23 protein-coding genes are annotated in these 26,976 nt (G+C 66.8%); 14 read left to right on the top strand and 9 right to left on the bottom strand.

Going from position 1 to position 26,976, the window contains the following annotated elements; translation table 11 throughout:
- Positions 1–33 precede the first annotated feature (33 nt).
- The 4 genes from KAQ61_RS11485 to KAQ61_RS11470 form a co-directional block, all read right to left on the bottom strand.
- Positions 34–1,302: a M20 family metallopeptidase gene (locus KAQ61_RS11485; RefSeq protein ID WP_210929246.1), complete on the bottom strand. Its 1,269-nt coding sequence runs from the start codon at positions 1,300–1,302 to the stop codon at positions 34–36.
- A gap of 23 nt (positions 1,303–1,325) precedes the next feature.
- On the bottom strand, positions 1,326–3,095 hold the full coding sequence (uraD, locus tag KAQ61_RS11480; RefSeq protein ID WP_210929245.1) for a 2-oxo-4-hydroxy-4-carboxy-5-ureidoimidazoline decarboxylase: 1,770 nt from the start codon (positions 3,093–3,095) through the stop codon (positions 1,326–1,328).
- Between the two features lie 78 nt (positions 3,096–3,173).
- Entirely contained in the window at positions 3,174–4,133 is a 960-nt protein-coding gene (puuE, locus tag KAQ61_RS11475) for an allantoinase PuuE (RefSeq protein WP_210929244.1), read from the bottom strand.
- Positions 4,134–4,168: 35 nt separating this feature from the next.
- Positions 4,169–4,846, bottom strand: coding sequence for a GntR family transcriptional regulator (locus tag KAQ61_RS11470; RefSeq protein ID WP_210929243.1), 678 nt, complete (start codon positions 4,844–4,846; stop codon positions 4,169–4,171).
- Positions 4,847–4,941: 95 nt separating this feature from the next.
- Here KAQ61_RS11470 and uraH point away from each other — a divergent pair, with 95 nt between their 5' ends.
- The gene (gene uraH / locus KAQ61_RS11465; protein ID WP_042414131.1) at positions 4,942–5,292 is read left to right on the top strand and encodes a hydroxyisourate hydrolase; all 351 of its coding nucleotides are present in this window, start codon (positions 4,942–4,944) and stop codon (positions 5,290–5,292) included.
- Positions 5,293–5,353: 61 nt separating this feature from the next.
- On the opposite strand, the gene KAQ61_RS11460 is transcribed toward uraH, so the two are convergent.
- Both KAQ61_RS11460 and KAQ61_RS11455 read right to left on the bottom strand, forming a co-directional pair.
- Positions 5,354–5,827: a hypothetical protein gene (locus KAQ61_RS11460; protein WP_244982877.1), complete on the bottom strand. Its 474-nt coding sequence runs from the start codon at positions 5,825–5,827 to the stop codon at positions 5,354–5,356.
- A 127-nt stretch (positions 5,828–5,954) separates the two neighbouring features.
- Positions 5,955–6,464, bottom strand: coding sequence for a hypothetical protein (locus KAQ61_RS11455; protein ID WP_210929242.1), 510 nt, complete (start codon positions 6,462–6,464; stop codon positions 5,955–5,957).
- A 92-nt stretch (positions 6,465–6,556) separates the two neighbouring features.
- On the opposite strand from KAQ61_RS11455, the gene xdhC reads away from it, so the two are divergent.
- The 4 genes from xdhC (at position 6,557) to KAQ61_RS11435 (ending at position 11,820) form a co-directional block, all read left to right on the top strand.
- Positions 6,557–7,378 carry a xanthine dehydrogenase accessory protein XdhC gene (gene xdhC / locus KAQ61_RS11450; RefSeq protein WP_210929241.1) on the top strand — a complete coding sequence of 274 codons (822 nt, stop codon included), beginning with the start codon at positions 6,557–6,559 and terminating at the stop codon, positions 7,376–7,378.
- A gap of 218 nt (positions 7,379–7,596) precedes the next feature.
- Complete coding sequence (locus tag KAQ61_RS11445; protein ID WP_042414123.1) at positions 7,597–8,892, top strand: urate hydroxylase PuuD; 1,296 nt, start codon at positions 7,597–7,599, stop codon at positions 8,890–8,892.
- 172 nt (positions 8,893–9,064) lie between these two features.
- Positions 9,065–9,688 (top strand): Crp/Fnr family transcriptional regulator, encoded by a 624-nt coding sequence (locus KAQ61_RS11440; protein ID WP_043384551.1) that lies wholly within the window; start codon positions 9,065–9,067, stop codon positions 9,686–9,688.
- Positions 9,689–9,816: 128 nt separating this feature from the next.
- Positions 9,817–11,820 (top strand): sensor domain-containing diguanylate cyclase, encoded by a 2,004-nt coding sequence (locus KAQ61_RS11435; protein WP_210929240.1) that lies wholly within the window; start codon positions 9,817–9,819, stop codon positions 11,818–11,820.
- 45 nt (positions 11,821–11,865) lie between these two features.
- On the opposite strand, the gene xdhB is transcribed toward KAQ61_RS11435, so the two are convergent.
- The gene (gene xdhB, locus KAQ61_RS11430; protein WP_210929239.1) at positions 11,866–14,193 is read right to left on the bottom strand and encodes a xanthine dehydrogenase molybdopterin binding subunit; all 2,328 of its coding nucleotides are present in this window, start codon (positions 14,191–14,193) and stop codon (positions 11,866–11,868) included.
- Entirely contained in the window at positions 14,190–15,695 is a 1,506-nt protein-coding gene (xdhA, locus tag KAQ61_RS11425; RefSeq protein WP_210929238.1) for a xanthine dehydrogenase small subunit, read from the bottom strand. Before xdhA ends, xdhB begins: the two co-directional genes overlap by 4 nt.
- A 243-nt stretch (positions 15,696–15,938) precedes the next feature.
- On the opposite strand from xdhA, the gene KAQ61_RS11420 reads away from it, so the two are divergent.
- From KAQ61_RS11420 to KAQ61_RS11380, 9 genes are all read left to right on the top strand, one after another.
- Positions 15,939–16,733 (top strand): hypothetical protein, encoded by a 795-nt coding sequence (locus KAQ61_RS11420; protein WP_045267196.1) that lies wholly within the window; start codon positions 15,939–15,941, stop codon positions 16,731–16,733.
- A 78-nt stretch (positions 16,734–16,811) separates the two neighbouring features.
- Positions 16,812–17,735, top strand: coding sequence for a LysR family transcriptional regulator (locus KAQ61_RS11415; RefSeq protein ID WP_154164346.1), 924 nt, complete (start codon positions 16,812–16,814; stop codon positions 17,733–17,735).
- Between the two features lie 84 nt (positions 17,736–17,819).
- Entirely contained in the window at positions 17,820–19,415 is a 1,596-nt protein-coding gene (locus tag KAQ61_RS11410) for an ABC transporter ATP-binding protein (protein ID WP_210929237.1), read from the top strand.
- Positions 19,408–20,493, top strand: coding sequence for an ABC transporter permease (locus KAQ61_RS11405; protein ID WP_210929236.1), 1,086 nt, complete (start codon positions 19,408–19,410; stop codon positions 20,491–20,493). The genes KAQ61_RS11410 and KAQ61_RS11405 overlap by 8 nt, the downstream gene beginning before the upstream one ends.
- On the top strand, positions 20,493–21,413 hold the full coding sequence (locus KAQ61_RS11400) for an ABC transporter permease (RefSeq protein WP_042414096.1): 921 nt from the start codon (positions 20,493–20,495) through the stop codon (positions 21,411–21,413). Before KAQ61_RS11405 ends, KAQ61_RS11400 begins: the two co-directional genes overlap by 1 nt.
- Before the next feature lie 112 nt (positions 21,414–21,525).
- Positions 21,526–22,683, top strand: coding sequence for a BMP family ABC transporter substrate-binding protein (locus KAQ61_RS11395; RefSeq protein WP_043384417.1), 1,158 nt, complete (start codon positions 21,526–21,528; stop codon positions 22,681–22,683).
- A gap of 315 nt (positions 22,684–22,998) precedes the next feature.
- A complete protein-coding gene (locus KAQ61_RS11390; RefSeq protein ID WP_210929235.1) occupies positions 22,999–24,147 on the top strand; it encodes a BMP family ABC transporter substrate-binding protein in 1,149 nt (382 codons plus the stop codon).
- A 104-nt stretch (positions 24,148–24,251) separates the two neighbouring features.
- Positions 24,252–25,226: an aromatic ring-hydroxylating dioxygenase subunit alpha gene (locus KAQ61_RS11385; protein ID WP_210931885.1), complete on the top strand. Its 975-nt coding sequence runs from the start codon at positions 24,252–24,254 to the stop codon at positions 25,224–25,226.
- A 2-nt stretch (positions 25,227–25,228) separates the two neighbouring features.
- Positions 25,229–26,293 (top strand): adenosine deaminase, encoded by a 1,065-nt coding sequence (locus KAQ61_RS11380; protein ID WP_244982876.1) that lies wholly within the window; start codon positions 25,229–25,231, stop codon positions 26,291–26,293.
- 153 nt (positions 26,294–26,446) lie between these two features.
- Here KAQ61_RS11380 and KAQ61_RS11375 read toward each other — a convergent pair whose 3' ends face one another.
- On the bottom strand, positions 26,447–26,896 hold the full coding sequence (locus KAQ61_RS11375) for an HIT family protein (protein ID WP_210929234.1): 450 nt from the start codon (positions 26,894–26,896) through the stop codon (positions 26,447–26,449).
- Positions 26,897–26,976: the final 80 nt, after the last annotated feature.

The raw sequence follows: 26,976 nt of genomic DNA, 5'->3' as shown, positions 1-26,976 counted from the left end.
GGGCTGGAGGGGCGGGGCGTGGAGCGCCGGGGGTCAGGCCAGCAGGTCGACCAAGCTGCGTGCCACCACCTTGGTGGCGCGGCGCAGGTCTTCCAGCTCCAGGCGTTCGTCGGCCCGCTTGGCGTGGCTTTCCAGCACGCTGCGGGGGCCGGCGCCGTAGATCACGCCGGGGATGCCGCGCTCCACGTACAGGCGCACGTCGGTGTACAGCGGCGTGCCCACGGCGGGGGGCTTGGTGCCGAACACGGCTTCGCCGTGGGTCTGGATGGCCTCCACCAAGGGCTGGTTGCCGGCCAGCGGGGTCATGGCGTTGGCCAGCAACAGGCGCTTGATGTCCACGCGCACGGCGTCCTCACCGGTGTAGCCCCGCTGGGTGTTGAAGTCGGCGGTGGCGCGGGCAATCACGGCGCGGATGCTGGCTTCCACCTCGGCCGGGTGCTCCTCGGGGATCATGCGGCGGTCCAGCTTGAGCACTACCTTGCCGGGAATCACATTGGTGTTGGTGCCGCCTTCGATGCGGCCGATGTTCAGGTAGGGGTGCTTGATGCCGGGGACCTGTGAAGTCACCTGCTGGTAGCGGGTGTTCTCGGCATACAGCGCGTTCATGATGGCCACGGCGCCCTGCAGCGCGTCCACCCCGGTGTGGGGCACGGCAGCGTGGGCCATCTTGCCGTGTACGGTCACTTCCATCTGCAGGCAGCCGTTGTGCGCGGTCACCACTTCGTAGCTGAAGCCGGCAGCCACCATCAGATCGGGCCGGGTCAGGCCTTGCTCCAGCAGCCAGCCGGGGCCAAGCAGGCCGCCAAACTCCTCGTCGTAGGTGAAGTGCAGCTCCACCGCGCCCCGGGCGGGCTTGGCCACGGCCTCCAGTGCACGCACGGCGAAGGTGAAGGTGGAGAAATCGCTCTTGCTCACCGCCGTGGCGCGGCCATACATCTTGCCGTCCTCAATCTGGGCGCCATACGGGTCCTTGGTCCAGCCTTCACCGGGCGGCACCACGTCGCCGTGGGCGTTCAGGGCAATCGTCTTGCCGCCCGCGCCATAGGGGCGGCGCACGATCAGGTTGGTGATGGACTCCATGCCGTAGTCCTTGACGGCCTGGGCCGGCACCACGTGCTTTTCGGCGTCGAAGCCGAAGGCCTGGATCAGCTCGGCCGTGCGTTCGGCATGCGGGGCATTGTTGCCGGGCGGCGTGTCGGTGGGCACTTGCACCAGGGATTGTAGGAACTGCACCTGCTCGTCAAAGTGCTGGTCGATCCAGGCGTCCAGTGCGACGTACGTGGCTTGGCGGTCTTGCTTCATGGGGTGTCTCGTGTCGGTGGGTGTTATTGCGCGGCCAGTTGCTGCAGCACGTGGCTGAAGGCTTCCACGGCCAGTTGCATGTCGTCGCTGGTGGTGGATTCGCGCGGGTTGTGGCTGATGCCGCCATTCAGGCCGCGCGTGAACAGCATGGCCTGGGGCATGATTTCGTGCAGTTTCATCGCGTCGTGGCCGGCGCCGCTGGGCATGCGGAACACGGGCACGCCCAGTGCGGCCACGGCCTTCTCCCAGCGCAGCTGCCAGTCGGGGGCGCTGGGGGCGGCGGCCGCCTGCATCGCCAGCTCGGTCTTGTACTGCAGGCCGCGGCGTCGGGCGATCTCTTCCAGTTTGGCCAGCACATCCTGGACCATGGCGTCGCGCTGGGCGTCGGTGGGGGCCCGCAGGTCCATGCTGAACAGGCAGCGGCCAGGAATCACATTGATCGAGCCATTGGGCACCTGCAGCATGCCGATGGTGGCCACGCTGTCGCCGTCCTGCCGCGCGCGCTGCTCCATATATAGGCCCAGTTCGGCCACGCCCAGGCCGGCGTCGTGGCGGCGGTCCATGGGGGTGGTGCCGGCATGGCTGGCGGTGCCATACATCTCGCACACATAGCGCACGCCGCCGTTGATGGAGGTGACCACGCCCAGGGGCAGGTCCAGTTCGTTGAGCACCGGACCCTGCTCAATGTGCACTTCGATGAAGCCCAGGTACTGCGCGGCATCGCGCCGGATCTTGGGGATGTCGTCGATGCACAGGCCGGCGTGCTGCATGGCCTCGCGCATCGTGATGCCGTCGGCATCCTTTTGTTCCAGCCACTCGGGTTTGAAGTCGCCGATCAGCGCGCCCGAGCCCAGGAAGGTGGCCTTGTAGCGCTGGCCTTCCTCCTCGGCAAAGCCCACCACTTCGATGCCGAAGGGCAGGCGCTTGCCCTGGCGGTGCAATTCGCGCACGCAGGCCATGGGCACGAAGATGCCCAGGCGGCCGTCGTACTTGCCGCCGTTGCGCACGGTGTCGTAGTGGCTGCCGGTCAGCAGGTACTTGGCGCCTGCCTGGGCCGGGTGGTAGCGGCCGACCACGTTGCCCACGGCGTCGATCTCGACCTCGTCAAAACCGCAGTCGCGCATCCAGTGGCTGATGCGCTGGGCGCAGGCGCGGTGGGCGTCGGTCAGGTAGGTGACGGTGAGCTGGCCCTTCTCGGCATAGCCCGGTTCGCTGTGCTGGGCCAGCTTTTCCTGCCAGTCCCAGACATCGTTGCCCAGCGTGGGGGTGTAGCCGAACTTGTCGTTCAGGCGAATCTCTGCAATCCGATGGATGTTGCGCAGGGCTTCGGCCCGCTCGTAGTTTGGGTGGTTGAAGCTGCGGCGCGCAAAGGTGTCGATGATTTCGGCCTTGGTCAGCCCGGTGCCACGCGGGCCGCGCACGGCCAGGATGAAGGGGAAGCCGAAGCGCGCGTTGTAGTCGGCGTTGAGCTGCTGGATGCGCGCGAATTCCTCGGGTGTGCAGGCCGTCAGGCCGGCGGTGTTCTGTTCGTTGGTGGATTCGGCGGTCAGCGACTGGGCCACCATGGCCTTGCCGGCCAGCTCCGGGTGGGCGCGGATCAGGTCCAGCTGCGCCTCGGGCGAGGCCTGGGCCAGCACCTGGACCATGGCGTGCTTGAGGTGGGCCAGTGACTTGAACGGGCGCTGTGCCAGCGCAGCTTCGGCAATCCAGGGCGAATGCTCGTACAGGCCGTCCAGCAGCTGCACGGCGCTGGCGGTGTCGGCGGTGTTGAGTTGTTCCAGGGTCAGGGCCATGGTGCTTCCTGTCAAAAAATAGAGCTGCTGACGCAGGATGGATAAGGGCTGGATGCCAGTTTGGCAATCAAGCTGCGTTCACAGCGCAGGCGCCGGGAAGCGCTGGGCCCAGTGGCGCGCCAGGTCGATGCGGCGGCACACCCAGACGTGGCTGTGGCGCTGGATGTGGTCCAGAAAGCGCTGCAGTGCGGTGATGCGGCCGGGGCGGCCCAGCAGGCGGCAGTGCATGCCGATGCTCATCATCTTGGGCGCGTTCTCGCCGGCGGGGTCGCCCTCGGCGTACAGCGTGTCGAAGGTGTCTTTCATGTACTGGAAGAACGGGTCGGCGTGCGAATAGCCCTGGGGCAGGGCAAAGCGCATGTCGTTCACGTCCAGCGTGTAGGGCACGATGAGCTGGTGGTGGTGGCTGCCATCGGTCTTTTCCAGGCGCATCCAGAACGGGAGGTCGTCGCCGTAGTAGTCGCTGTCGTAGGTAAAGCGCCCGTGATCGGCTACCAGTCGGTGGGTGTTGGGGCTGTCGCGCCCGGTGTACCAGCCCAGGCCGTGGTCGCCATCGTGGCCGTAGAGGTCTTCGAAAATCTCCATGCACTGCGCCATGTGGGCGCGCTCGATCTCCTCGGGCACGTTCTGGTAGTGGATCCACTTCAGGCCGTGGCAGGCCACCTCGTGGCCCAGATCGGCAAAGGCCTGGGCCAGCTCGCGGTGCTTTTGCAGGGCCGTGGCCACGCCGAACACGGTCAGCGGCAGTCCACGCTTTTCAAACTCGCGCAGGATGCGCCACACGCCGGCGCGGCTGCCGTACTCGTAGATGCCGTCCATGCTCATGTGGCGCGCCGGGTAGGCGGCCGGGTTGAACATTTCGGAGAGGAACTGCTCGCTGGCCGGATCGCCGTGCAGCACATGGTTCTCACCGCCTTCCTCGTAGTTCAGTACGAACTGCACGGCCACGCGGGCCTGGCCGGGCCATTGCGGCTGGGGCAGCTGGCGGCCGTAGCCGATCAGGTCACGGGGGTAGGGGGCGCAGGCGTTGTAGGTCATGGTGTGTGGCAGAGATCAGGGCGCAGAACAGGCATTCAGGCGGTCACGCCGGACAGTGCCATGGACAGATCGTTGCTAGGTGGTTCGCGGTCAAACGTCAGCCCCGCCTCCACGTGCTGCAGGTGGTCCTGCATCAGGCGCACGGCCAGGGCCTCGTCCTTGGCGGCCAGGGCCGTGACGATGGCTTCGTGCTCTTCGTGCGAGTGTTCGGCGGCGCTGGCGCTCTGGTACATCAGCGTGATCAGGGCGCAGCGCGACAGCAGCTCGCCCAGGATCTGCGCCAGCACGTGGTTGCCCATCTGCTCGGCCATGACCACGTGGAAGTCGCCCAGCAGCTCGGTGCGCTGGCCCACGTCGTTGCGGTCCATGGCCTTCTTCTCAGCCGTGATGTGGGCCTTGAGCGCCTTGATCTGCGCGGGCTTGACCTGGCGCACAAAGGCGCGCGTCATCTCGGTTTCCAGCATGCGGCGCACGGCAAACACCTGCTGGGCCTCCTCGACCGAGGGGGTGGCCACGAACGCACCGCGGGCCGGCGCCAGGGTGACCAACCGGTTTTGCGACAGCTGGAACAAAGCTTGCCTGACCAGGGTGCGCGACACCCCGAAATGGTCGGCGAGCTTTTGCTCGGCCAGCTTGGTGCCGGGCAGCAGTTTGTGCTCGACGATGGCCCGCGTCAGGGCGTCGGCGATGGCGCTGGTGGAGGATGTTTCCATAGGGATCATCATAGATGCGTTTGAGCAAAAATTGTATACACTTTTGGTAAACAAGCGGCTGCACGGCGGCTGCGTCACATTGAGGAGTTACCCCCATGGGCTTGAGTACCCACGTTCTGGACACCATGCACGGCGGCCCCGCGGCCGGCATGCAGGTACAGCTGTTTGCGCTCGAGGGCGACAAGGTCACGCTGCTGAAAAGCCTGACCCTGAACCACGACGGTCGCACCGATGCCCCACTTTTTGACAACCACAGCCTCAAAGTGGGGACCTACCGCTTGTCCTTTGACGTGGCAGGCTACTTCAAAGCAAAAGGTGTGCAACTTCCCGAGCCCAATTTCCTGAATGTGGTGCACCTGGATTTCGGCGTGGCGCACGCCGACCAGCACTACCACGTGCCGCTGCTGGTCAGCCCCTGGAGCTATTCCACCTACCGCGGCTCCTGAGTGGGCGGCTGGCACCATCAAAAAAGAGCGCTGGGCGCTCTTTTTTGATGGCTGGCGCTGGTTAGCCGCCCGGAAGCTGTCCCTCGGTCAGCGTGTCCAGCTGAAAGCGCCCGGAGCGGTCCCACAGCCATGTGTCGGTGTAGATGAGATTGCCCGCCCCGGTGGGCGGAAATGGTGCGGCAGCGCGCACCATGCGCTCAATCTCCCTGACCACTTCTGGTGCATGGCTGGGCTGGCGCATCCAGCTGAGGCGACGGATCTGGCCATTGCCGCTCACATGGATTTCCAGCACGGCCACGGCGTACAGCATCGCGGGCAGCTGTCCGCGGTAAATGCGCGCGGCATAGCGTTGGTACAGGTGGCGTGCGGCCTTTTGCTCGTAGGCCGTGGAGGCGCGCTGCTCGGTGCGTGCGCCTGGCAAGGGCATGGGGATGCCGCAGGCGGTCAGGGCAGCGGCGGCGACGCTGCCCAGGACTCCCAGCAGCCAGTGGCGGCGTGAGCGTGGCGGCGGCGCAAGGGGCGGGGTGGTCATCATGCGGCCAGCATAGGTCGCAGGGCCGCCGCTGTGGTGTCGCCGGCGGCGTGGGTGGCTGTAGGCGGGGGCGCTGCGAAAGCTTTTCAGAGCGCATCCGTCGATCTGCGCTGCGCTGGATGGACCGGGCCTAGCCTCCGTCGCGCTGGCCTTCGGTCAGGGTGTCCAGCTGGAACATGCCAGTGCGGTCCCACAGCCAGGTGTCGGTCCACACCAGGCGGTCCTGCACGCGCTCGGGTGCCGGGTAAGGGGCGGCGGCACGCACCGTGCGTTCGATTTCCCGGATGACTTCGGGGGCATGGCGCGGGGCACGCATCCAGTTCAGGCTGCGCACATTGCCCTTGCGGTCCAGGTTCACCTCCAGCACGCCCACGGCATACAGCATCGGCGGTAACTGGCCCTTGTAGATGCGCGGGGCATTCTGGGCATACAGGTGGCGGGCCGCGTCCTGGCGGTAGGCGCGGGCCGAGGTGGCGCTGGAGCTGCGGCTGGTGCCGGCCCCCGCGCTGCCGGTGGCGGGTGGCGGGGACGAGGGCGCCACGCCGCAGGCTGCCAGGATGGCGGTCATGGCGGCGGCCATGCCGCCCCACAGCCAGTGGCGTTTAGGATGCTCGGAACCGGGTCGGTGCTTGTCAGTCATGGTGCAAGCTTATCGCCATCCCGGGCGTGGGACGAAGTGGCAAGACTTGTGCTTGCGATTGTGACGTGCATGAAACAAACAAGGTGGATCTCGTGAATGCTTTGGAACGCCTGCGGGCCGCCGTGCGCCAGGCCCCGGTGTGCCTGGTCGAAGTGGTGGCCACGCAAGGCTCGGCCCCACGCGGCCCGGGTGCGTGGATGGCGGTGCAAGCCGAAGGGCTGATCGGCACCATCGGCGGGGGGCACCTGGAATGGGAGGCCACGCGCCTGGCGCGCGCATGGCTGGCCCAGGGCTTGCCCGGGCCGGTGCGCAGCCTGCGCCTGGCCCTCGGGCCTTCGCTGGGCCAGTGCTGTGGCGGCGCGGTCGATCTGCGCCTGACGGCCGTGGGCGCCGCCGATGGCGCCGTGCTGGACCGCCTGCAGGTGCCGCACCAGCCGGTGGCGCTGTTTGGCGCCGGCCATGTGGGCCACGCCCTGGTGCGGGTGCTGCAGCCGCTGCCGTTTGCCGTGCACTGGGTGGACAGCCGGGACGGCATGTTCCCGGCATCGCCGCTGCCGCAGGTGCGCTGCGAGCACTCCGAGCCCGTGCACGCGGCCGTGCGCGACCTGCCCGCGCAGGCCTTGGTGCTGGTGATGAGCTTCAGCCACACCGAGGACCTGGACATCGTCGCTGCCTGCCTGCGGCGCCAGCGCGAGCGGGGCGACCTGCCGTTTGTGGGCCTGATTGGCAGTGCCACCAAGTGGGCCGTGTTCCAGCGCCGGCTGGCGCAGCGGGGCTTCAGTGCGGCCGAGATCGCACACATCACCTGCCCGATCGGCCTGCCCGGCATTCCAGGCAAGGAGCCCGAGGTGATCGCCATCGCCGTGGCGGCACAGTTATTGCAGCTGCGGGCCCAGCAGCTTGCAGCCGCCTGACGGGGTGGTGCTGGGTCCTTGGTAGTTGCCCGGGGGCAGGCTGAATTTGCAGTTTTTGGCGACAAAAATTGCATACACTTTAACGAAAGACAGGTCGCAGCGGTGCCCACGATGTTGTTACAACCCAGGTGCGCGGCCCATTCTTCTGCTCAGAGCGCCCGCAGTGGTGAGCAGGTTGATCTTCCAGGGCAGCCCTTGTGCTGCCGGAGTTGAGTGCTATGGAAAGCTATATCCTCGACTGGGCCAACCTGCTGTTGCGGTGGCTGCATGTCATTACCGCCATCGCCTGGGTGGGCTCGTCGTTCTACTTCGTGTTCCTCGACAGCAGCCTGACCCCGCCGGTCGATGAGGACCTGAAAAAGCAGGGCGTCAGCGGCGAACTCTGGGCCGTGCACGGCGGCGGCTTCTACCACCCGGTCAAGTTCAACGTCTCCCCACCCAAGCTGCCCGACCACTTGCACTGGTTCTACTGGGAAAGCTACACCACCTGGCTGTCCGGATTTGCGCTGCTGACGGTGTCCTACCTGTGGAATGCCAAGATCTACCTGGTCGATCCCGCCAACCCGCTGATGTCCAGCCAGATGGCCATCGTCGCGGCCCTGGCCTTCCTGGTGGTGTTCTGGTTCCTGTACGACGGCATCTGCCGCGTCTTCGGGCAAAAGGACGGCGGCGATGCCACCGTCGGCGCGCTGGTGCTGGTGCTGGTCTGCGTGGCCGCCTACCTGGCCTGCCACATCTTCCCCGGCCAGGCCGCCTTCCTGCTGATCGGTGCCATGCTGGCCACATCCATGAGCGCCAACGTGTTCTTCTGGATCATCCCCGGCCAAAAGAAGATGGTGGCTTCCATCAAGGCCGGTGAACCCGTTGACCCCATCCACGGCAAGCGCGGCAAGCAGCGCAGCGTGCACAACACCTATTTCACCCTGCCGGTGCTGTTTGCCATGCTGTCCAACCACTATGGCTGGCTGCACAGCCACCCGCAGAACTGGCTGGTCCTGATCCTGATGATGTTTGCCGGCGCTGCCATCCGCCAGTTCTTCGTCATGCGCCATGGCCACAAGCTGGGCCGCAACCCCCATCCCTGGAAGTACGCCGCCGTGGGTGTGGTGGTGCTGCTGGGCGTCATCGCCTGGCTGCGCCCGGCCCCGCCCGCGGCGGTGGCCGCCAACCCGGCCGTGATCGCCCCCGTGGGCCAGTCCGTGGTGCAGGGGGAGACTGCCAAACCTGTGGCCGAATCGGCCTCCAGCCCAAGCACGGCAAGCGCAGGCAGCTATGAAAAAATGCACGCCATCATGCAGCAGCACTGCGTGGTCTGCCACAGCTCCGCCACGATCGCGCAAAAGAACGTCAAGTTCGACACCCCCGCCGACGTGAAGAGCCATGCCCAGCAGATCTATGCCCAGGTGGTGCAGCTGCGCAAGATGCCCTTCGGCAATCCCGGCGCCCTGAGCGCCGAGGAGCGCGACAGCTTCAAGCAGTGGTTCGAGTCCGGAGCGCCCGTGCCCACCCCCTGAGGTCGCGCGCCAGCCGTGTCCGTCCCTGCAGGCCCGCAGCCGTGGTTGCGGGCCTTTTTTTGCGGGCGCCGCAACCGCTGGCCGGCACGCCGGTCGGGGCCCGTCTGGCGTGGCATTCATTATTGATGTGGCTCAACACCGTCCGGACAGCGCTGCGGCACAGTCCGTGACCATGTTCCACATTCCATCGTTCGATCCATTGGCCCAGGCTGAGGTGGTTTCCGCCGGCCAGCTGCTGCGCCAACGTGGCTCACGTCCCGACTCGGTCCTGTACCTGGACAGCGGCTGCGTGGTGCTGGGTGTGCTCGAAGACGGGCAGATGCGCCACCAGCTCGGCGTGGTGGAAGGCCCGGCGTGGCTGGATGCCGCCTTCGCACTGACGGGCAGCAGCTGTGGTGTGGACATGGTGACCGACTCGCGGGTGCGCCTGCGCCGCATCTCGCTGGGCGCATTCCAGCACAGCCTGCAGTCCCTGCCGGACACGGTGGCCACCCTGGTGCGCGACATGGCCCAGGGCTACTGCCAGCAGACGGAAACCGCCGTCAGCCGCCTCGCACAGGATGCCGAGGCCCGCTGCGCCCAGTGGCTGCTGCGCCATGCCCAGCATGCCGATAACGGCACCATGTGCGTCACGCTGAACCAGCGCAAGCGCACGATTGCCGCGCAGCTGGGGATTGCGCCCGAAACCTTCTCGCGCGTGCTGCGCCACCTGCGCGAACACGGCCTGATCGCCGGCACGGGCAATGTGCTGAACCTGCCCCAGCCCAGCGCACTGCAAAGCGTGGCCGGCATCTGAGCCCACGCGCCAGCGCGCAACAGGGTGACACAACCAGGAGGCCGCAAGGCCTCCTTGGCGTTTGTAGGGCACGGACTTCAAGGGTTCCACCGGAACAACGCCCCGTCCAGTCCTGCCTATAGTGGGGCGTGATCAATTCCAGCAAACCCGCTCCTGCCCCCCTGGCTGACGCAGTGACCGACTGGCGCGGACTGCGTCTGCTGGTGCTGGTGCTGGCGGCCCTGGTGCTCACGGTGGCGGCGTTTGGTGCCTGGTGCCTGGTGCAGGTGGTCGATGCACGCACCCAGGAGCGCCTGGTGGCCCAGCAGAACACCGAGGCCGACCTGTGGGCGCGCATGCTGACGGCGCGCATGGAAGCCCAGCAGCGCCTGCTGGTGTCGATTGCCCAGGGCATGCACACCAGCCTGCTGGACAAGCCGGCCGTGCTGGATGCGCTGATGCAGCAGGAGGGTTCCACGCTGCGGCTGTTCGACAGCCTGCACGTGGCCCTGCCCAGCGGCTCCATCACCCACCATGGCCTGGGCGGCGCGGTGGTCGAGATCGACACCAACGGGGTGGAGGCGTTGCGCCGCACGATTGCCGAGGGCAAGCCCAATGTGGTGCAGATCCAGACGCCGGAAGACGCCAGCCACCTGCGTGTCCTGTTGACCGTACCCATGCGCCGGGCCGATGGCGCGGTGGCCGGTGCCCTGGCGGCGGTCTCCAAGCTGCCCCTGGCCACCCTGATCCCCGAACCGCTGGGCGCCGTGCCCGGTCTGCAGTACGTGCTGCTGGATCCGGACGGCGTGGTGCTGGCGCATTCCGATGTCACGCAGCGCTGGAAGCATGCGCGCGAACTGTGGGAGACCCATTGGGCGGAGTGGCAGTCGCTGTCCAAGCCTTCGGCCGCCAGTGCACAGACCGTGGCCTGGGGCGCGCGGCTGGTAACGCGGGTGGGCCTGCCCCTGCCACAGTGGCAGGCCGTGATCCTGCGGGACATGTCGGGCGACATGCTGGGCAACCAGGGTCTGCCCGTGCAGACCTGGCTGATGCTGGGCCTGGGGCTGGCCATCCTGACGGCCCTGGCTGTGTGGGCGCTGTGGGGCTGGCTGGCCCCCTGGCCGCGCCATGCGGGCGCAGCGGTGGCCCCCGGCACGATCGAGGGGCTGATGGCCCACCGCCACGGCGAACCCGGCGGCGCGGTGGCCGAGGCTGACACCCCCCCCGTGGCTGGCACGCTGGCCATGCTGGACAACGTGCCGGTGGCCATGCTGCTGGAGCAGGACGGGCGGGTCCAGGTAGCGACGCCGCAGGTGGGCGTGATCCTGGGCTATTTCCCCTCGGAAGGGGCGGTGCTGGCGCTGGACCAGCTGTTTGAGAACCCGCAGGCGCTGGCGGCGGTGCGCCATGCCCTGGTCGACCTGGGCGGCTTCGAGGGACTGGTGCAATTGCGCAAGAAGGACGGCGACTGGGTGTGGGTGGAGGTGCTGGCCTGGACCCCCGATCGCGCCCCGGACAGCACGGTCTGGCGCCTGCGTCTGCCCTGGCGCCAGGGGCGCAGCGTGCCCTCCTGGCCGGTGGAGGCCCATGCCTGGCGTGACGGGCTCACCGGCCTGCCGAACCGCGAGGCCTTCATGTGGAGCCTGCAGTCCTGGGTGACGGACAGCCTGCAACCGCCCAAAGCCCAGGTCGACAGCGCGGTGGCGCGCGTGCCCACCCAGGGCTGTCTGCTGTTTGTCGATGTGGACCACCTGGGCATGATGAACGAGGTCACTTCGCGCGACATGGGCAACAAGATGCTGCGCCACATCGGCCGTCTGCTGCACAGCCACGTCCAGCCGCTGGGCGATGTCGCGCGGCTGGGCGGGGATGAGTTTGCCGTGCTGCTGCCGGGCCTGAGCCTGGCCCATGCCCAGGGCGTGGCCCAGGCCCTGTGCGATGCCGTGTGGCGCTGGCAGCCCAGCTGGGGGGGCGAGCGCCACTGGATCAGCGTCAGCGTCGGGGTGGTGGCCGTGGATGCCTTGCGCCATGCCCCGCAGGAGGCGGTGCGCGGGGCCGACATGGCCTGCTACGAGGCCAAGCGCCGTGGCCGCTGCCAGGTGGCCGTGGGGCAGGTCAGCACGCTGCAGGCCGTCAGCCGGCCCGCGGCCTGAGGGCTGCGCCCCCGGCGCATACGGGCCGGGGTGGGCGCACAAGGTTCAGCGCTGCAGGGCCTGCAGCACATGCTCGGCCGTGGCCGGGGCCTGCAGCTGGACCACGCCCCGCTTGCCCTGGCGTTCGCGCGCGCTGGCGATGGCGTGGCGCAGGGCTTCGTAGACGCTTATGGCCAGCATGAACGGCGGCTCGCCCACGGCCTTGCTGCCGCCCACGTTGTCCTCGCGGTTCGGCTCCTGGTAGAGCTGGACCTGGAAGTGCTCCGGAATGTCGCCCGTGGCCGGGATCTTGTAGGTGCTGGGGGCGTGCGTGGTCAGTACGCCCTGGTCGTTCCAGACCAGCTGTTCCGTGGTCAGCCAGCCCATGCCCTGTACGAAGCCGCCTTCGACCTGGCCGATGTCGATGGCCGGGTTGATGCTGCGGCCGGCGTCGTACAGCACGTCGATGGCCAGCACCTTGGATTCGCCGGTCAGCGTGTCGATGGCCACCTCGGAGCAGGCCAGGCCATAGGCGAAGTAATAGAAGGGGCGCCCGGTCAGCGTGGTCTTGTCGTAGTGGATCTTGGGCGTGCGGTAGAAGCCATCGCTCCACAGCTGGATGCGGTTGGCATAGGCCTCCTTGACCACGGCCCGGAAGTCGCGCGTGCCCTTTGGGGTGTGGATTTGGCCGCCCGCAAAGCTGACGGCGCCGGCCCCGCAGCCGTCCAGCCCTGCGACGAAGGCCGCCAGGTTGCCACGCACCTTGCGCGCCGCGTACTGGGCGGCGCGCCCGTTCAGGTCGGTGCCGCTGCTGGCCGCGGTGGCGCTGGCGTTGGGCACCTTGCTGGTGTCGCTGGCGGTGACCTGCACCGCCGACAGGGGTACGCCCAGTTCGTCGGCCACCACCTGGGCCACCTTGGTGTTCAGGCCCTGGCCCATCTCGGTGCCGCCGTGGTTCACCTGCACGCTGCCGTCGGTGTAGACGTGCACCAGCGCCCCGGCCTGGTTGAACAGTGTGGCCGTGAAGCTGATGCCGAACTTGACCGGCGTGATGGCGAGGCCGCGCTGCAGCACCGGGTTCTGGGCATTCCAGGCCGAAATGGCCTCCAGCCTTTGCTGGTAGCGCGCATCCTGCTCCAGTTTTTTGGTCATCGGGTGCAGGATGTTGTCCTCCACCGTCATCTGGTAGTGGGTGACGGCGCGCGGCGAGCTGGCATCGGCGTCGTAGTAGTTGCGCTGGCGCACGGCCAGCGGGTCCAGGCCCAGGGTGCGGGCGATGTCGCCCAGGATGGTCTCGATGACGATCACGCCCTGCGGTCCGCCAAAGCCGCGGAAGGCCGTGTGGCTCTGGGTGTGCAGCTTGCAGCGGTAGGAGCTGATGCTCACGTCCGACAGGAAATAGGCGTTGTCGGCGTGGAAGATGGCGCGGTCGGCCACGGGGCCGGACAGGTCGGCGCTGAAACCGCAGTTGGCGGCCATCTGCAGCTTCAGGCCGGTGATCAGGCCCGTATCGTCAAAGCCCACGTCCCAGTTGTAGGCGAACGGGTGGCGCTTGCCGGTGATCATGAAGTCGTCGTCGCGGTCCAGGCGCAGCTTGATCGGGCAGCCGAACTTGCGCGCCGCCAGGGCCGACCACACGGCCAGGTGCCCGGCCTGGGTTTCCTTGCCGCCAAAGCCCCCGCCCATGCGGCGGCACTGCACGGTGACGGCGTGGTTGCCGATGCCCAGGGCGTGGGTCACCCATTCCTGCACCTCGCCCGGGTGCTGGGTGCTGGAGTAGACCCACCACTGGTTCTGTTCCATCGGCAGCACGTAGGCGATCTGGCCTTCCAGGTAGAAGTGCTCCTGGCCGCCCACTTCCAGCGTGCCCTGCAGGCGGTGGGGGGCACGCGCCAGGCCGGCGGCGGCGTCGCCGCGCGTTACATGCACGGGCGGCAGCACATAGTGCTCGGCCTCCAGCGCCTGCTGCACCGTCAGGATGGCAGGCAGGGGGCTGATGTCCGGCTGGACCTGGCGCGCCGCGCGGCGCGCGGCCATCACGCTGTCGGCCACGACCAGGCCGATCACCTGGCCGACGTACAGCACCTGGTCCAGCGCAAAAATGGGTTCGTCATGGCCGAAGGCGGCCAGGATGGGATCGCCGGGAATGTCGGCCGCCAGCACCACGCCGTGCACACCGGGCATGGCCAGGGCTGCGCGCGTGTCCACGCCGTGCAGCGTGCCATGGGCCACCCGGGACAGGATGGGCGCGGCATACAGGGTGCCGCGCACTTCGGGCATGTCGTCCAGGTAGGGCGCTTGGCCCAGCACCTGGGCGCGGGCGCTTTCGTGCAGGTGGGACTGGCCGACCGCGCCCTGCGCGGCCGTGTTCAACAGGGTGTCCGGGGCGTTCATGCGCTCACCTCCACGCGAATGTCTTCCAAAGAGGCGCCGGCCTGGCCCTGGCTTTCCAGCCAGAAGCGCTGCAGCAGGCTGCCCAGCAGGTGCTTGCGGTAGCTGCCGCTGGCCCGCATGTCGGAGATGGGGCTGAACTCCGCCTGCAGCACGGATGCGGCGGTTTGCACGGTGGCAGCGGTCCAGGGTTGGCCGGTCAGGGCGGCCTCGGTCTGCACGGCGCGCGCGGGCACGGCCGCCACGCCGCCGGCGCCGATGCGGGCGCTGGTCACCGTGCCGTGGTCGACGGTCACCTGCAGCACCAGGCAGACGGCGGAGATGTCATCGTCCTGGCGCTTGCTGACCTTGTAGGCGCGCAGGTGCCGGGTTGCACCGCTGGCCGGTGGCAGCGGCACGTCGATGCGCACCAGCAGTTCGTCCGGGGCCATGACGTTCTGGCGATAGCCGGTGTACAGGGCTTCCAGGGGCAGGCTGCGGCCCCCGCGCACGCTGGCCAGCACCACCTGGGCGCCCAGCGCGATCAGCAGCGGCATGGAGTCGCCGATGGGCGAGCCGTTGGCCACGTTGCCGCCCAGCGTGCCGCTGTTGCGCACGGGCAGGCCGGCAAAGCGCGCGGCAAAGCGGTGCAGCTGGGGCCACTGCGCCTGCAGGGCGGCGAAGGCCTCTTCCAGCGTGGCGGCGGCGCCGATGCGCAGCCAGCCCTCGGTCTGGGTGATGGCCCGCAGCTCGGCGGCGGCGGTCACGTCCAGCACCCGGCTGAAGCGGCGGTGCTGCTTGGTGACCCACAGGCCGACGTCGGTGCAGCCGGCGACGATCTGGGCGTCGGGGTGGTCTGCACGAAGTTGTAGCAGCTCACGCAGGCTGTTTGGGCGTTGGTAGCTGTTTTCTGCCTCAATCACAGCATCCTTGAGCGCCAGCTGCTCCAGTTTTTGCAGAACGGCCGGTGCGTTGACCGTGGCCGGCGGCAGCTGTGCCATGTCGCGGGCGGCTTCCAGGATCGGGCGGTAGCCGGTGCAGCGGCACAGGTTGCCGGACAGGGCTTCCTGCGCGCTCTGGCGGTCCAGCGCCGCGCCGCGGGCGTGGTTCTGGTACATGCCGAACAGGCTCATCACAAAGCCCGGGGTGCAAAAGCCGCATTGCGTGCCGTGGCACTGGGCTAGGGCCTGTTGCACGGGGTGCAGCTGCTGGCCGGCCGGCAGCTGGATGTCCGGGTCCTGGGCCAGGTCCTCCACGGTCCACAGGGCCATGCCGTCGACCGAATGCGCCAGGCGGATGCAGCTGTTGATGGCCTTGTAGTGCAGTCGGGGCTGGCCATCAGCGTCCAGCGTGCGCTCGCCCAGCACCACGGTGCAGGCGCCGCAGTCGCCTTCACCGCAGCCTTCCTTGGTGCCGGTGCAGTGCAGGTCTTCGCGCAGCACTTCCAGCAAGGTGCGGTCCGGCGGGATGTCATGCAGCGTGACGGGCTGGCCGCGACGCAGGAAATGGAGAGGACGTGGAGACATAGTCTTGCAATTTGACGGTGTTTTTGTTCATTAAGCCATCCGGGTCTTGCCGCGACATATAGACTTCCGTATGTAGTCCATGCGATTGCAGCCATAGTGCGCGCGGCCAGGGCCGGCGCACACCGCGGGCCCGATGTGTATACAAAAGTTCCTAGCAATTTCCGTGCAACGAGCTTTGGGCGGCCTGTACACCCCTGCAATTGCTAAACTGCACCACCAATTTTCTGGACCTTTTGCCGCAACATGAATTTTTCTGACTTCTTGCGACGCGCCAAAAGTTCCCTCAAGTTCTGGTCTGCACCTGCACAACCTGAACCTGCCCCCACAGAATTTCACATCGACGAAGTTTCCGAGCGGGTCGCCAAGCTCAAGGTCCCCGAGCCCAAAGAGCCGACGCAGTTCCACTCCTTGGTCAAACTGGCCCCCATTCCTGTGCCCCGCGAGGTGCGCTGGGAGAGCCAGGCGATCTATCTGGGGGCGTGGGCAGGCACGGCGGCATTGGCTTGGGGGGGCTTTCAGGTGCCTACCGACTGGCTGCTGTGGTATGGCGCCGCGGCCGTGCTGGCGTTTGCCGTGCTGTTCCGCCTGGAAGGCCCGCGCACCCGTGCCGAACGCCTGCAGCGCGAGGCTGAGGTGCAGCGCTGCCACGAGGTCTATTTGCAGGCCGAGGCGCACCTGAAGGCCGTGCTCAACGAAGGCTTCAACGAACGCATGGAAGAGTTCACGACCGTGCGCGCCGCCTACGATGAAGCCTGCCGGGTGCTGCGCACCGCCGACACCCCGAAGCACAGCAAGCTGATCGCCGCCCTGGCCAATCCCCTGCGGACCGAGAAGACCGCTGAGGAAGAGCTGATGGAGCAGATGTCGCAGATGGAACGCACCATGCTCCAGCTGGTGGATGAGATGGAGGATTACTCCGACACCCACAAGGTGGCCATCGACGCAGCCATCATGGCCCGCCACAACGCCCGGCTGGCGTACTGGCAGGCCAAGCTGGACGAAGCAGCCCTGACCGGCGAGGCCGTGCAGCAGCATTGAACACCACCGAATAATCCCTGCCCCCTGGGCGCCACCGCCTTGGCATACTGGGTCGCTTTCGCGGCCCATCGTTCTTTCATGCGAGAAACCACGCCCTTTGAAAAGATTGACCTGCACCTGATCCGCGTGCTGCATACGGTGATTGCCGAACGCAGCGTATCGCGGGCGGCAGTGCGTCTGGGCATGCACCAGCCGGCGGTGTCCACGGCGCTCAAGCGCCTGCGGGACCTGTCGGGCGATCCCATTCTGGTGCGTTCGGGCGGGGGCATGCAGCCCACCGATGCCGCGCTGCGCATGCTGGAGCCTGCGGCCGCCATCCTGCAGTCGGCGGAGCACCTGTTCACGGATGCGCGGGCCTTCGATCCGCGCAGCTCGGCGCGCACCTTCCGCATCGCCGCCAGCGACTACCTGGACCCGCAGTTCCTGCCCAAGCTGGTTGCCCACCTGAAAAAGCAGGCGCCGCTGTGCGCCGTCGAACTCCAGGCGCTGAGCCAAGGCGTGGACTACAGCGGCCAGCTGGCCCAGGGCGAGGTGGACGTGGTGATCGGCAACTGGCCCCAGCCACCGACCGAGCTGCGCATGGCCCAGCTGTTCTCCGATGAACCCGTGTGCCTGGTCAGCCAGTCGCACCCCGCCGTGCGCCGCGGCTGGACGGCCGAGGAGTGGCTGGACGCCGAACACATCGCCCCGATGCCGACCCACCCCGGGGCCAAGGGCGTGATCGACGAAGCCCTCAATGCCCAGGGGCTGCACCGCAACATCGCGGTGCGCTGCGCCCATTTCGGCCTGATGCCGCAGATGGTGGCATCGAGCTTGCTTGTGCTGACCACCGGGCGCCAGTTCTGCGAGCGCTATGCCGCGCAGCTGCCGCTGGCCATCCTGCCGGTGCCGGTGCCTTTGCCGCAGATGCGCTACTACCAGCTGTGGCACGACCGCACGCACCACTCGAGTGCCGGCACCTGGCTGCGTGAGGCCGTGAAGAATACCGCTCTTTTGCTATGAAATAAATAGCTATCAGCCAACGTCAAATCTGCGGTTGCGCAGTATTTGTTATTAGGATTTTTTTGAACTGAGACAATCTCGCGCATGACATCCCCTGAATCCATCCCCACGCCCGGTGACGCGCCACCGCGACTGCAGCTGGTGGGCATCACCAAACGATATCCGGCCGTGGTGGCCAACGATGGGGTATCGCTGACGGTGCAGCCTGGCGAAGTGCACGCGGTGCTGGGTGAAAACGGCGCTGGCAAGTCCACGCTGATGAAGATCATCTACGGCACCGTCAAGCCCGATGAAGGCCAGGTGCTGTTCGACGGCCAGCCGGTGTACATCCGCAATCCGCAGGAAGCGCGCCAGTTGGGCATCGCCATGGTGTTCCAGCACTTCAGCCTGTTCGACACGCTGACCGTGGCCGAGAACGTGTGGCTGGGCCTGGACAAATCCATGTCCCTGGCCGAGGTGACGCGCCGCATCGAGTCCAAGGGCGCCGAGTACGGCATGGACATCGATCCCTCGCGGCCCGTGCACACCCTGTCGGTGGGCGAGATGCAGCGCGTGGAAATCATCCGTGCCCTGCTGACCGACCCGCGCGTGCTGATCCTGGACGAGCCCACCTCGGTGCTGACGCCCCAGGCCGTGGAAAAGCTGTTTGTGGTGCTGAAAAAACTGGCATCCGAAGGCTGCTCCATCCTCTACATCAGCCACAAGCTGCACGAGATCCGCGAGCTGTGCACGGCCTGTACTGTGCTGCGTGGCGGCAAGGTCACGGGCTACTGCAACCCACAGGAGGAAAGCAACGCCTCGCTGTCGCGCCTGATGATCGGTGCCGAACCCGCCGCCCTGCAGCACCGCGCGGTGCAGGCCGGCGCCGCCGTGCTGCGCGTCCAGGGCCTGAGCCTGGCCAAGCAGGACCAGTTCGGGGTCGACCTGGTCGACATGCATTTCGAGGTGCGCGCCGGCGAGGTGGTCGGCATTGCCGGGGTCTCGGGCAACGGCCAGCAGGAACTGCTGTACGCCCTGTCCGGCGAGGACACGCGCGCCGAGGCCAGCATGGTCCAGGTGGCTGGTCAAGCAGCGGGGCGCATGAACCCGCGCCAGCGCCGTGCGCTGGGCCTGCACTTCGTGCCCGAAGAACGCCTGGGGCGCGGCGCCGTGCCGGCCATGGGGCTGGCGCACAACATGCTGCTGACGCGCGATGACGCGGTGGGGCAGGGCGGCTGGCTGAGCATTGCCAAGCTGGAAGCGCATGCGGCTGACATCATCCGCCGCTTCGGCGTCAAGGCCGGCGGCCCGAACGCCTTGGCCAAGTCGCTGTCGGGCGGCAACCTGCAGAAGTTCATCGTCGGTCGCGAGATCGACGCCAAGCCCAAGCTGCTCATCGTCTCGCAGCCGACCTGGGGCGTGGACGTGGGCGCGGCGGCACAAATTCGCGGTGAAATCCTGGCCCTGCGCGATGCGGGCTGCGCCGTGCTGGTGCTCAGCGAGGAGTTGGACGAATTGTTTGAAATCAGCGATCGTCTGCACGTGGTGGCCAAGGGGCAGCTCAGCCCGTCGCTGGACCGTGCGGAGGCCACCTTGCAGTTGGTGGGAGAGTGGATGAGTGGTTTGTGGAATGCCGACGTGCAGCAGCACCTGGCGCAGGTGGAGGCGCAGTCGCGCAACGGAGGGGCCCAGCATGTTTAAGCTCGAACCCCGTCCCCAAGTGTCCAGGTTCTGGACCTATGGCGCGCCGATCCTGGCCTTGCTGATCACGGTGGCGATCGGCGTGTGCCTGTTTGCGGCCCTGGGCAAGGACCCGGTCAAGGGCCTGCAGGCCTTTTTCTGGGAGCCCATCAAGACCAGCTACGCCCTGGGCGAGCTGGTGATGAAGGCTACGCCCCTGCTGCTGATCGCGCTGGGCCTGGCCGTGTGTTTCCGCTCCAACATCTGGAACATCGGCGCCGAAGGCCAGTTCGTGATCGGTGCGGTCACGGCGGGCGGCGTGGCGCTGCTGGCCGACAAGACCACGGGCCCCTGGATCGTGCCGGCGATTTTGCTGGCCGGTGTGCTGGGCGGGATGGTGTGGGCGGGCATCGTGGCCTTGCTGCGTGACCGCTTCAACGCCAACGAGATCCTGGTCAGCCTGATGCTGGTGTACGTCGGGACCCTGGTGCTGGGCTATCTGGTCTATGGCCCCTGGAAGGACCCCATGGGCTACAACTTCCCGCAATCCAAGGCCTTCGAGCGCGTCACCCAGATTCCCAAACTGATTGAGGGCACGCGCGTGCACATCGGCACGCTGCTGGCGCTGGCAGGGGCTGCGGGCCTGTGGGTGTTCCTGTTCCGCACCAAGGCCGGCTTCGCCCAGCAGGTGGGGGGCATGGCCCCGGCGGCGGCACGCTACGCCGGCTTTTCCTCGCGCCGCGCGTTGTGGACGGCGCTGCTGATCTCCGGGGGCGCCGCCGGTCTGGCGGGTGCGCTGGAGGTGGCGGGCCCGATCGGCCAGCTCACGCCCTATGTGCCGGCCGGCTACGGTTTCGCGGCCATCATTGTTGCCTTCGTGGGGCGCTTGCACCCCGTGGGCATGATTTTCTCTGCCATTTTGATGAGCATGTTCTACATCGGCGGTGAGCTGGCGCAGTCGCGCCTGGGCTTGCCCAAATCTCTGACGGGTGTCTTCCAGGGGCTGCTGCTGTTTGCCCTGTTGGCCTGCGACACCTTGATCGCGTACCGCGTGCGCTGGGTCGGTGCCAAGTCGGGCGCAGTGAAGGGAGTCCAGTGATGGATGCCTACGCATTGCTGTTTGCTTCCACCCTCAGCGCGGGCACCGTGCTGGCGCTGGCGGCCCTGGGCCTGCTGATCAACGAGAAGGCCGGTGTGATCAACCTGGGCGCCGAAGGCATGATGCTGTGCGCGGCACTGGCGGGCTTTGCCGCCGTGGTGCACACCGGCAGCACGCTGGTCGGCTTTCTGGCCGGCATGGGGGCCGGGGCCCTGCTGGCGGCCATCTTTGGCGTGCTGGTGATCTGGCTGAACACCAACCAGTCGGCCACCGGGCTGGCCCTGAGCCTGTTTGGTGGCGGCTTCTCTGCATTTGCAGGCCTGAACTATGTGCAGGCCAAGATGCCCGAGACCCCCAAGTTCGCCATCCCCTACCTGGCCGACCTGCCCGTGGTGGGGCCTGCGCTGTTCCGCCACCACCCCCTGGTGTACGGCGCCATCGTGATCGCGGCGCTGCTGGTCTACTTCCTGTACCGCACGCGTGCCGGCCTGGTGCTGCGTTCGGTCGGCGAGTCGCCCGAATCGGCCCATGCCCTGGGCTACAACGTGCGCATGATCCGCCTGGGTGCGGTGATGGCGGGCGGCGCGCTGTGCGGTCTGGCGGGGGCCTATGTGTCGACCGTCTACACCCCGTTGTGGGTCGAAGGCATGGTGGCCGGCCGCGGCTGGATTGCGCTGGCGCTGACCACGTTTGCCACGTGGAGGCCCGGTCGTATTTTGCTGGGCGCCTACCTGTTTGGCGGCGTGACCATGCTGCAGTTCCACCTGCAGGCCACCGGCGTGCACATTGCCAGCCAGTTGCTGAGCATGCTGCCGTACATCGCCACCATCGTGGTGCTGGTCCTGATTTCACGCAATCCGGCATGGATTCGTGCGAACATGCCGGCTTCGTTGGGCAAGCCTTTTTACCCCGGCTCTTAAACAGGGCCTTACATCAACGACGCTGGTGTCTGCTGCCTTGGGCAGTGGACACGCAAAGCGCGCAGCGGGCTGTTTCAGCCCGCTTTCTACATCAACGTCGAGGAAACACTCCATGTCCAAACTGCACAAACGCACTGTGCTGAAGATGGTGGCGCTGTCTGCTGTCTCCGTGGCCACCCTGGCCGCCTGTGGCAAGAAGGAAGAAGCTGCACCAGCTCCTGCCGCCGCACCGGCCGCCCCAGCGCCGGCCAACGCCGAGCCCCTGAAGGTTGGCTTCGTGTATGTGAGCCCGATTGGCGACGGCGGCTGGACATTCCAGCACGACCTGGGCCGCAAGGCCATCCAGGAGAAGTTTGGCGACAAGATCGTCACCAGCTTCGTGGAAAGCGTGGCCGAAGGTCCGGACGCCGAGCGTGTGATGCGCGACATGGCCGCCCAGGGCAACAAGCTGGTGTTTGCCACCAGCTTCGGCTACCAGGAATTTGTGCAGAAGCTGGCCCCCGAGCTGCCCGGCGTGAACTTCCAGCACGCCACGGGCTACAAGCAGGCAGCCAACAGCGCCACCTACGATGCCAAGACCTTCGAAGGCGCCTACATGGCCGGCATCGTGGCCGGTGGCATGACCAAGACCAAGACCATCGGTGTGGTCGCGTCGGTGCCAATTCCTGAAGTGGTGCGCAACATCAACTCCTTTGTGCTGGGTGCGCAAAGCGTCGATCCCTCGATCAAGGCCAAGGTGGTGTGGGTGAACTCCTGGTTCAGCCCACCCCAGGAAGCCGAAGCGGCCACCAGCCTGATCAACGGCGGCGTGGACGTGATGTACCAGAACACCAACTCGCCCGCCGTGCTGAAGACGGCGGAAGAGCGCGGTGTCTACGCCTTCGGCAAGGACGGCGACATGAGCGCCTACGCGCCCAAGGCCCACCTGGGCTCGGCCGTGATCAACTGGGCGCCTTACTACACCAAGGTGGTGCAGGACGCGCTGGACGGCAAGGTGGAGAACGGCCAGAACTTCTGGTGGGGTGTGAAGGAAGGTGCGATGGATCTGGTCAAGATCTCGGACGACGTGCCCCAGAACATCAAGGACAAGGTGGCTGAAGTGCGCCAGGGTCTGAAGGACGGCACATTCCAGATCTGGAAGGGCCCGCTGAAGGACAACACCGGCAAGGAACTGCTGGCCGACGGCCAAGTGGCCGACATGCCCTTCATCACCAGCATCAAGTTCTACGTCCATGGCGTGGAAGGTACCGTGCCCGGTACCGGCAAGTAAAGCTGCCCGCTGCACGGCGATCTGCGCCGTGCAGCAGCTACCCCAGGCCTCCGTTTGTCGGAGGCTTTTTTGTGGGCGACAGGCGGTGGCATGCATCTTGCGGTGCGCTCTGAATGCAACGCTTGCCGTCTGCGTGCCGGATCGCTGGATGGATTTCGACACACCGGCATTAGGATGTGATGGGCTTTTGAAAAAGTGCACTGGTTTTGTGCAACCATCACGCCCTCAGCAAACGGTGGCATGCCTGCGGGCAAGCCGCCGTGCGCTGCAGACGCTGCTGCAGTGGTTTGCTACTCCCCTACATAAGGACGATTCATGACTGACCTGAACAAACGTTCCCTGTTCAAACTGGCCGCCGTGTCGGCGCTGACCGTGACAGCCCTGGCGGCGTGCGGCAAGAAAGAAGAAGCCGCTCCCGCACCTGCGGCAGCCCCTGCGGCCGAAGCGCCTGCCAAGGCTGAGCCCTTGAAGATCGCTTTCGCCTACGTGGGTCCCGTGGGGGATGGTGGCTGGAGCTTCGCGCACGACACGGCCCGCAAGAAGATGCAGGACGCGTTGGGTGACAAGGTTCAGACCAGCTATGTGGAGAGCGTGCCCGAAGGCCCTGACGCCGAGCGCGTGCTGCGCGACCTGGCCAGCCAGGGCAACAAGCTGATCTTCGGCACCACCTTCGGCTACATGGATTCGCTGCAGAAGATCGCCCCCGACTTCAAGGACGTCAAGTTCGAACACGCCACCGGCTACAAGACCGCCGAGAACGTGCGCACCTACGACAGCCGTACCTACGAAGGCGCCTACATGGCCGGCGTGATCGCCGGTGGCATGACCAAGTCCAACACCCTGGGCGTGGTGGCGTCGGTGCCGATCCCTGAAGTGATCCGCAACATCAACTCCTTCACGCTGGGCGCGCAGTCGGTCAACCCCAAGATCACCACCAAGGTGGTCTGGGTTAACGAATGGTTCAGCCCGCCCAAGGAAACCGAAGCCGCCACCAGCCTGATCAATGGCGGTGCTGACATCCTGTTCCAGAACACCGATTCGCCCGCCGTGCTGAAGACGGCCGAGGAAAAGGGCAAGCGCGCCTTCGGCTGGGATTCGGACATGACCGCCTACGGCCCCAAGGCCCACCTGGGTTCGGCCATCATCGACTGGTCGCCGTACTACATCAAGGCCACCAACGATGCACTCAATGGCACCTGGACCACGGGCAGCAGCTGGTGGGGCGTGAAGGAAGGCGCGATCGACCTGGTCTCCGTGGCCGAAGACGTGCCTGCCGAACTGAAGGCCAAGGTCGAGGAAGTCAAGGCCGGCCTGAAGGCGGGCACCTTCCAGATCTGGAAGGGCCCGGTCGCTGGTAATGATGGCAAGGAAATCCTGGCCACCGGCGCTGTGGCCGACGACGCCTTCTTGTCGGGCATCAACTTCTACGTCAAGGGCGTGGAAGGCAAGGTGCCCGGTCAGTAAGGACTGGCATTCGGGCCTGGATCGGGCTCGGATATTGCAAAGGCTGCCCACGGGCAGCCTTTTTCTTTGGAAAGATGCCGTCCATGACGATGAATGTGACCCCGATGATGGAAAAAAACCAATGGCACCCTGTGGCGTTGTCCCAGGCCGTGACCGATGCGCCGGTGCCCGTGCGCCTGCTGGATGAAGACCTGGTGCTGTGGCGCGATGCCCAAGGCGCAGCCCAGGCGTTTGTGGACCGCTGCCCGCACCGCGGCGCGCGCTTGTCGCTGGGCCGTGTCCAGGGCGGCCAGCTGGAGTGCCCCTACCACGGCTGGCAGTTCGCCAGCAGCGGCCAGTGCGTCCAGGTGCCAGCCGTGCCGGCCTTCACCCCGCCCCCGCAGCACTGCGTGAAATCCTTTGGCGTGCAGGAAGCCCATGGCCTGATCTGGGTGCAGATGGAGGCGGCCGAGGTGCCGCTGCCGGTGTTCGAGGCCGAGGACGACGCGCGCCTGCGCAAGGTGAACTGCGGGCCTTACGACGTGCAGGCCAGCGCGCCGCGCATCATCGAAAACTTCCTGGACATGTCGCACTTCGGCTTCGTGCACGAGGGCTGGCTGGGCAGCCGCGATGCGACCGAGATGGCGCCGTACCAGGTCGAGAACACCGCCTGCGGCGTGAAGGCCACCAACTGCAAGGCCGTGCAGCCGATGTCCAACCTGCACTCCACCAAGCCGGCCGAAGTGCACTACACCTACGAAGTCACCGCGCCCTTTACCGCGCTGCTGACCAAGATTCCCGAAGCCGGCAGCAGCAAGGACGGCTGGCGCGAGGCGATCGGCCTGTTCATCTGCCCGGTGAGCCCCACCACCAGCCGTGTGTGGTTCCGCCTGGCCGTGGCAGACTTCGAATCCAGTGATGAACAGCTGCAGGCCTTCCAGCACACCATCTTCACGCAGGACCAGCCGGTGCTGGAGTCGCAGCAGCCCAAGGCGCTGCCCCTGGACCCGCGCGCGGAGCTGCATTCGGCGGCCGACCGCATGTCGTCCGCCTACCGTCGCTACCTCAAGGCCAGCGGCGTGACCTTTGGAGTTTGCTGACCATGAGCTATGCCATTCCCGACGCCGTCCAGCACATGGCTGCGGCCCACGTGCCCGCGCTGCTGCGCACCATGCCCAAGGCCGAGCTGCACATGCACATCGAAGGCTCGCTGGAGCCCGAGCTGATCTTTGCCCTGGCCCAGCGCAACGGTGTGACATTGCCGTACGCCAGCGTGGAAGCGCTGCGCGCGGCCTATGCCTTCACCGATCTGCAGAGCTTTCTGGACATCTACTACGCCGGCGCCAGCGTGCTGCTGCAGGAGGTCGATTTCTACGACATGGCCATGGCCTACCTGGCGCGCGCTGCCGCCGACCATGTGGTGCGCGCCGAGATCTTCTTCGACCCCCAGACCCACACCGAGCGTGGCGTGCCCATGGCCACCGTGATCCACGGCCTGTCGCGCGCCTGCAAGGAGGCCGAGGCGCGCTGGGGCATCAGCGCGGTGCTGATCCTGAGCTTCCTGCGCCACCTCAGCGAGGACGCCGCCTTCGAGACGCTGGAGGCCGCCCTGCCGTACCGCGAGCACTTCGTCGGCATCGGCCTGGACAGCTCGGAGCGCGGCAACCCGCCCGAGAAATTCGAACGCGTGTTTGCCCGCTGCAAGGAACTGGGCCTGCACCTGGTCGCCCACGCGGGCGAGGAGGGGCCGCCCGCCTACGTCTGGGGCGCGTTGAATGCCTTGCAGGTGGAGCGCATCGACCACGGCGTGCAGTCTGAAAAAGACCCTGCGCTGATGCAGCACCTGGCCACCACGCGCATGCCGCTGACGGTGTGCCCGCTGTCCAACCAGAAGCTGTGCGTTTTCCCAGACCTGCGCGACCACAACCTGCCACGCCTGCTGGCGGCGGGGCTGAACGTGACCGTCAATTCGGACGATCCAGCGTACTTTGGTGGCTATGTGAACGACAACTACCTGCAGCTGTTTGCCGCCACCGGCATGGGCGCGGTGCAGGCCTACCAGCTGGCCCGCAACAGCCTGGAGGCGACGTTCGCCAGCCCGGCCCAGCAGGCTGCCTGGGTGCAGCAGCTGGACGACTGCGTGGCACAGCTGGCCCAGGCGTCCTGAGGCGACGCGGCATCGGGCGTGGTCTGCCGTGGCGGCGCAGGAAGCGCGGTGCGCAGGCCATGCTGAAAATATAGCGCACAGCGCTTGAAGAACAAGGGGTTGAGGTGCCTATGCACCTCAACCCCTTGATTCATCTGCGCAGCCTGCTATGGCTTATGCAGTGGCCTGCAGGGCCGCCTGCAGCTGCGCAGCATACGTCTGCAGCGTCTGTGCACCCGGTTCCTTGCGCGGCCAGGCCAGGGCCACGCCGTCGCCCTCATGGCGCGGCAGTACATGCAGGTGGAAGTGGAACACCGTCTGCCCGCCGGCGGCGCCGTTGGCCTGGAACAGGGTGATGCCGTCGGGGACGAACGCCGCCTCGGCAGCGGCGGCCACGCGCTGCGCGGTCTGCATCACGGCGGCGGCTTCCTCGGGGGTCAGGTCCAGCACGGTGACCGCATGGCGCTTGCTGGCCACCAGCACATGGCCGGGGTTGACCTGGCCGATGTCCATGAAGGCCACGGTCAGCGCGTCCTCGTAGACCTTGGCGGCGGGGATGTCGCCAGCCACGATTTTGCAGAAGATGCACTGTCCGGGGGGCGAGGTGTCCACAAACATGGGCATGGCAAAGGGGCTCCTGAAAATAGGGGAAAGGGTTCTTGCCGCCATCGTAGCCAGCCCACCCCGGTGCTGCCAGTGTGGTT

Origin of the sequence: Comamonas aquatica, from assembly GCF_018064205.1 — a bacterium.
GTDB classification, from domain to species: Bacteria; Pseudomonadota; Gammaproteobacteria; order Burkholderiales; family Burkholderiaceae_C; genus Comamonas; species Comamonas aquatica.
Note: the sequence above shows the minus strand (reverse complement) of the source record. Positions and strands in the feature narration are given on the sequence as shown.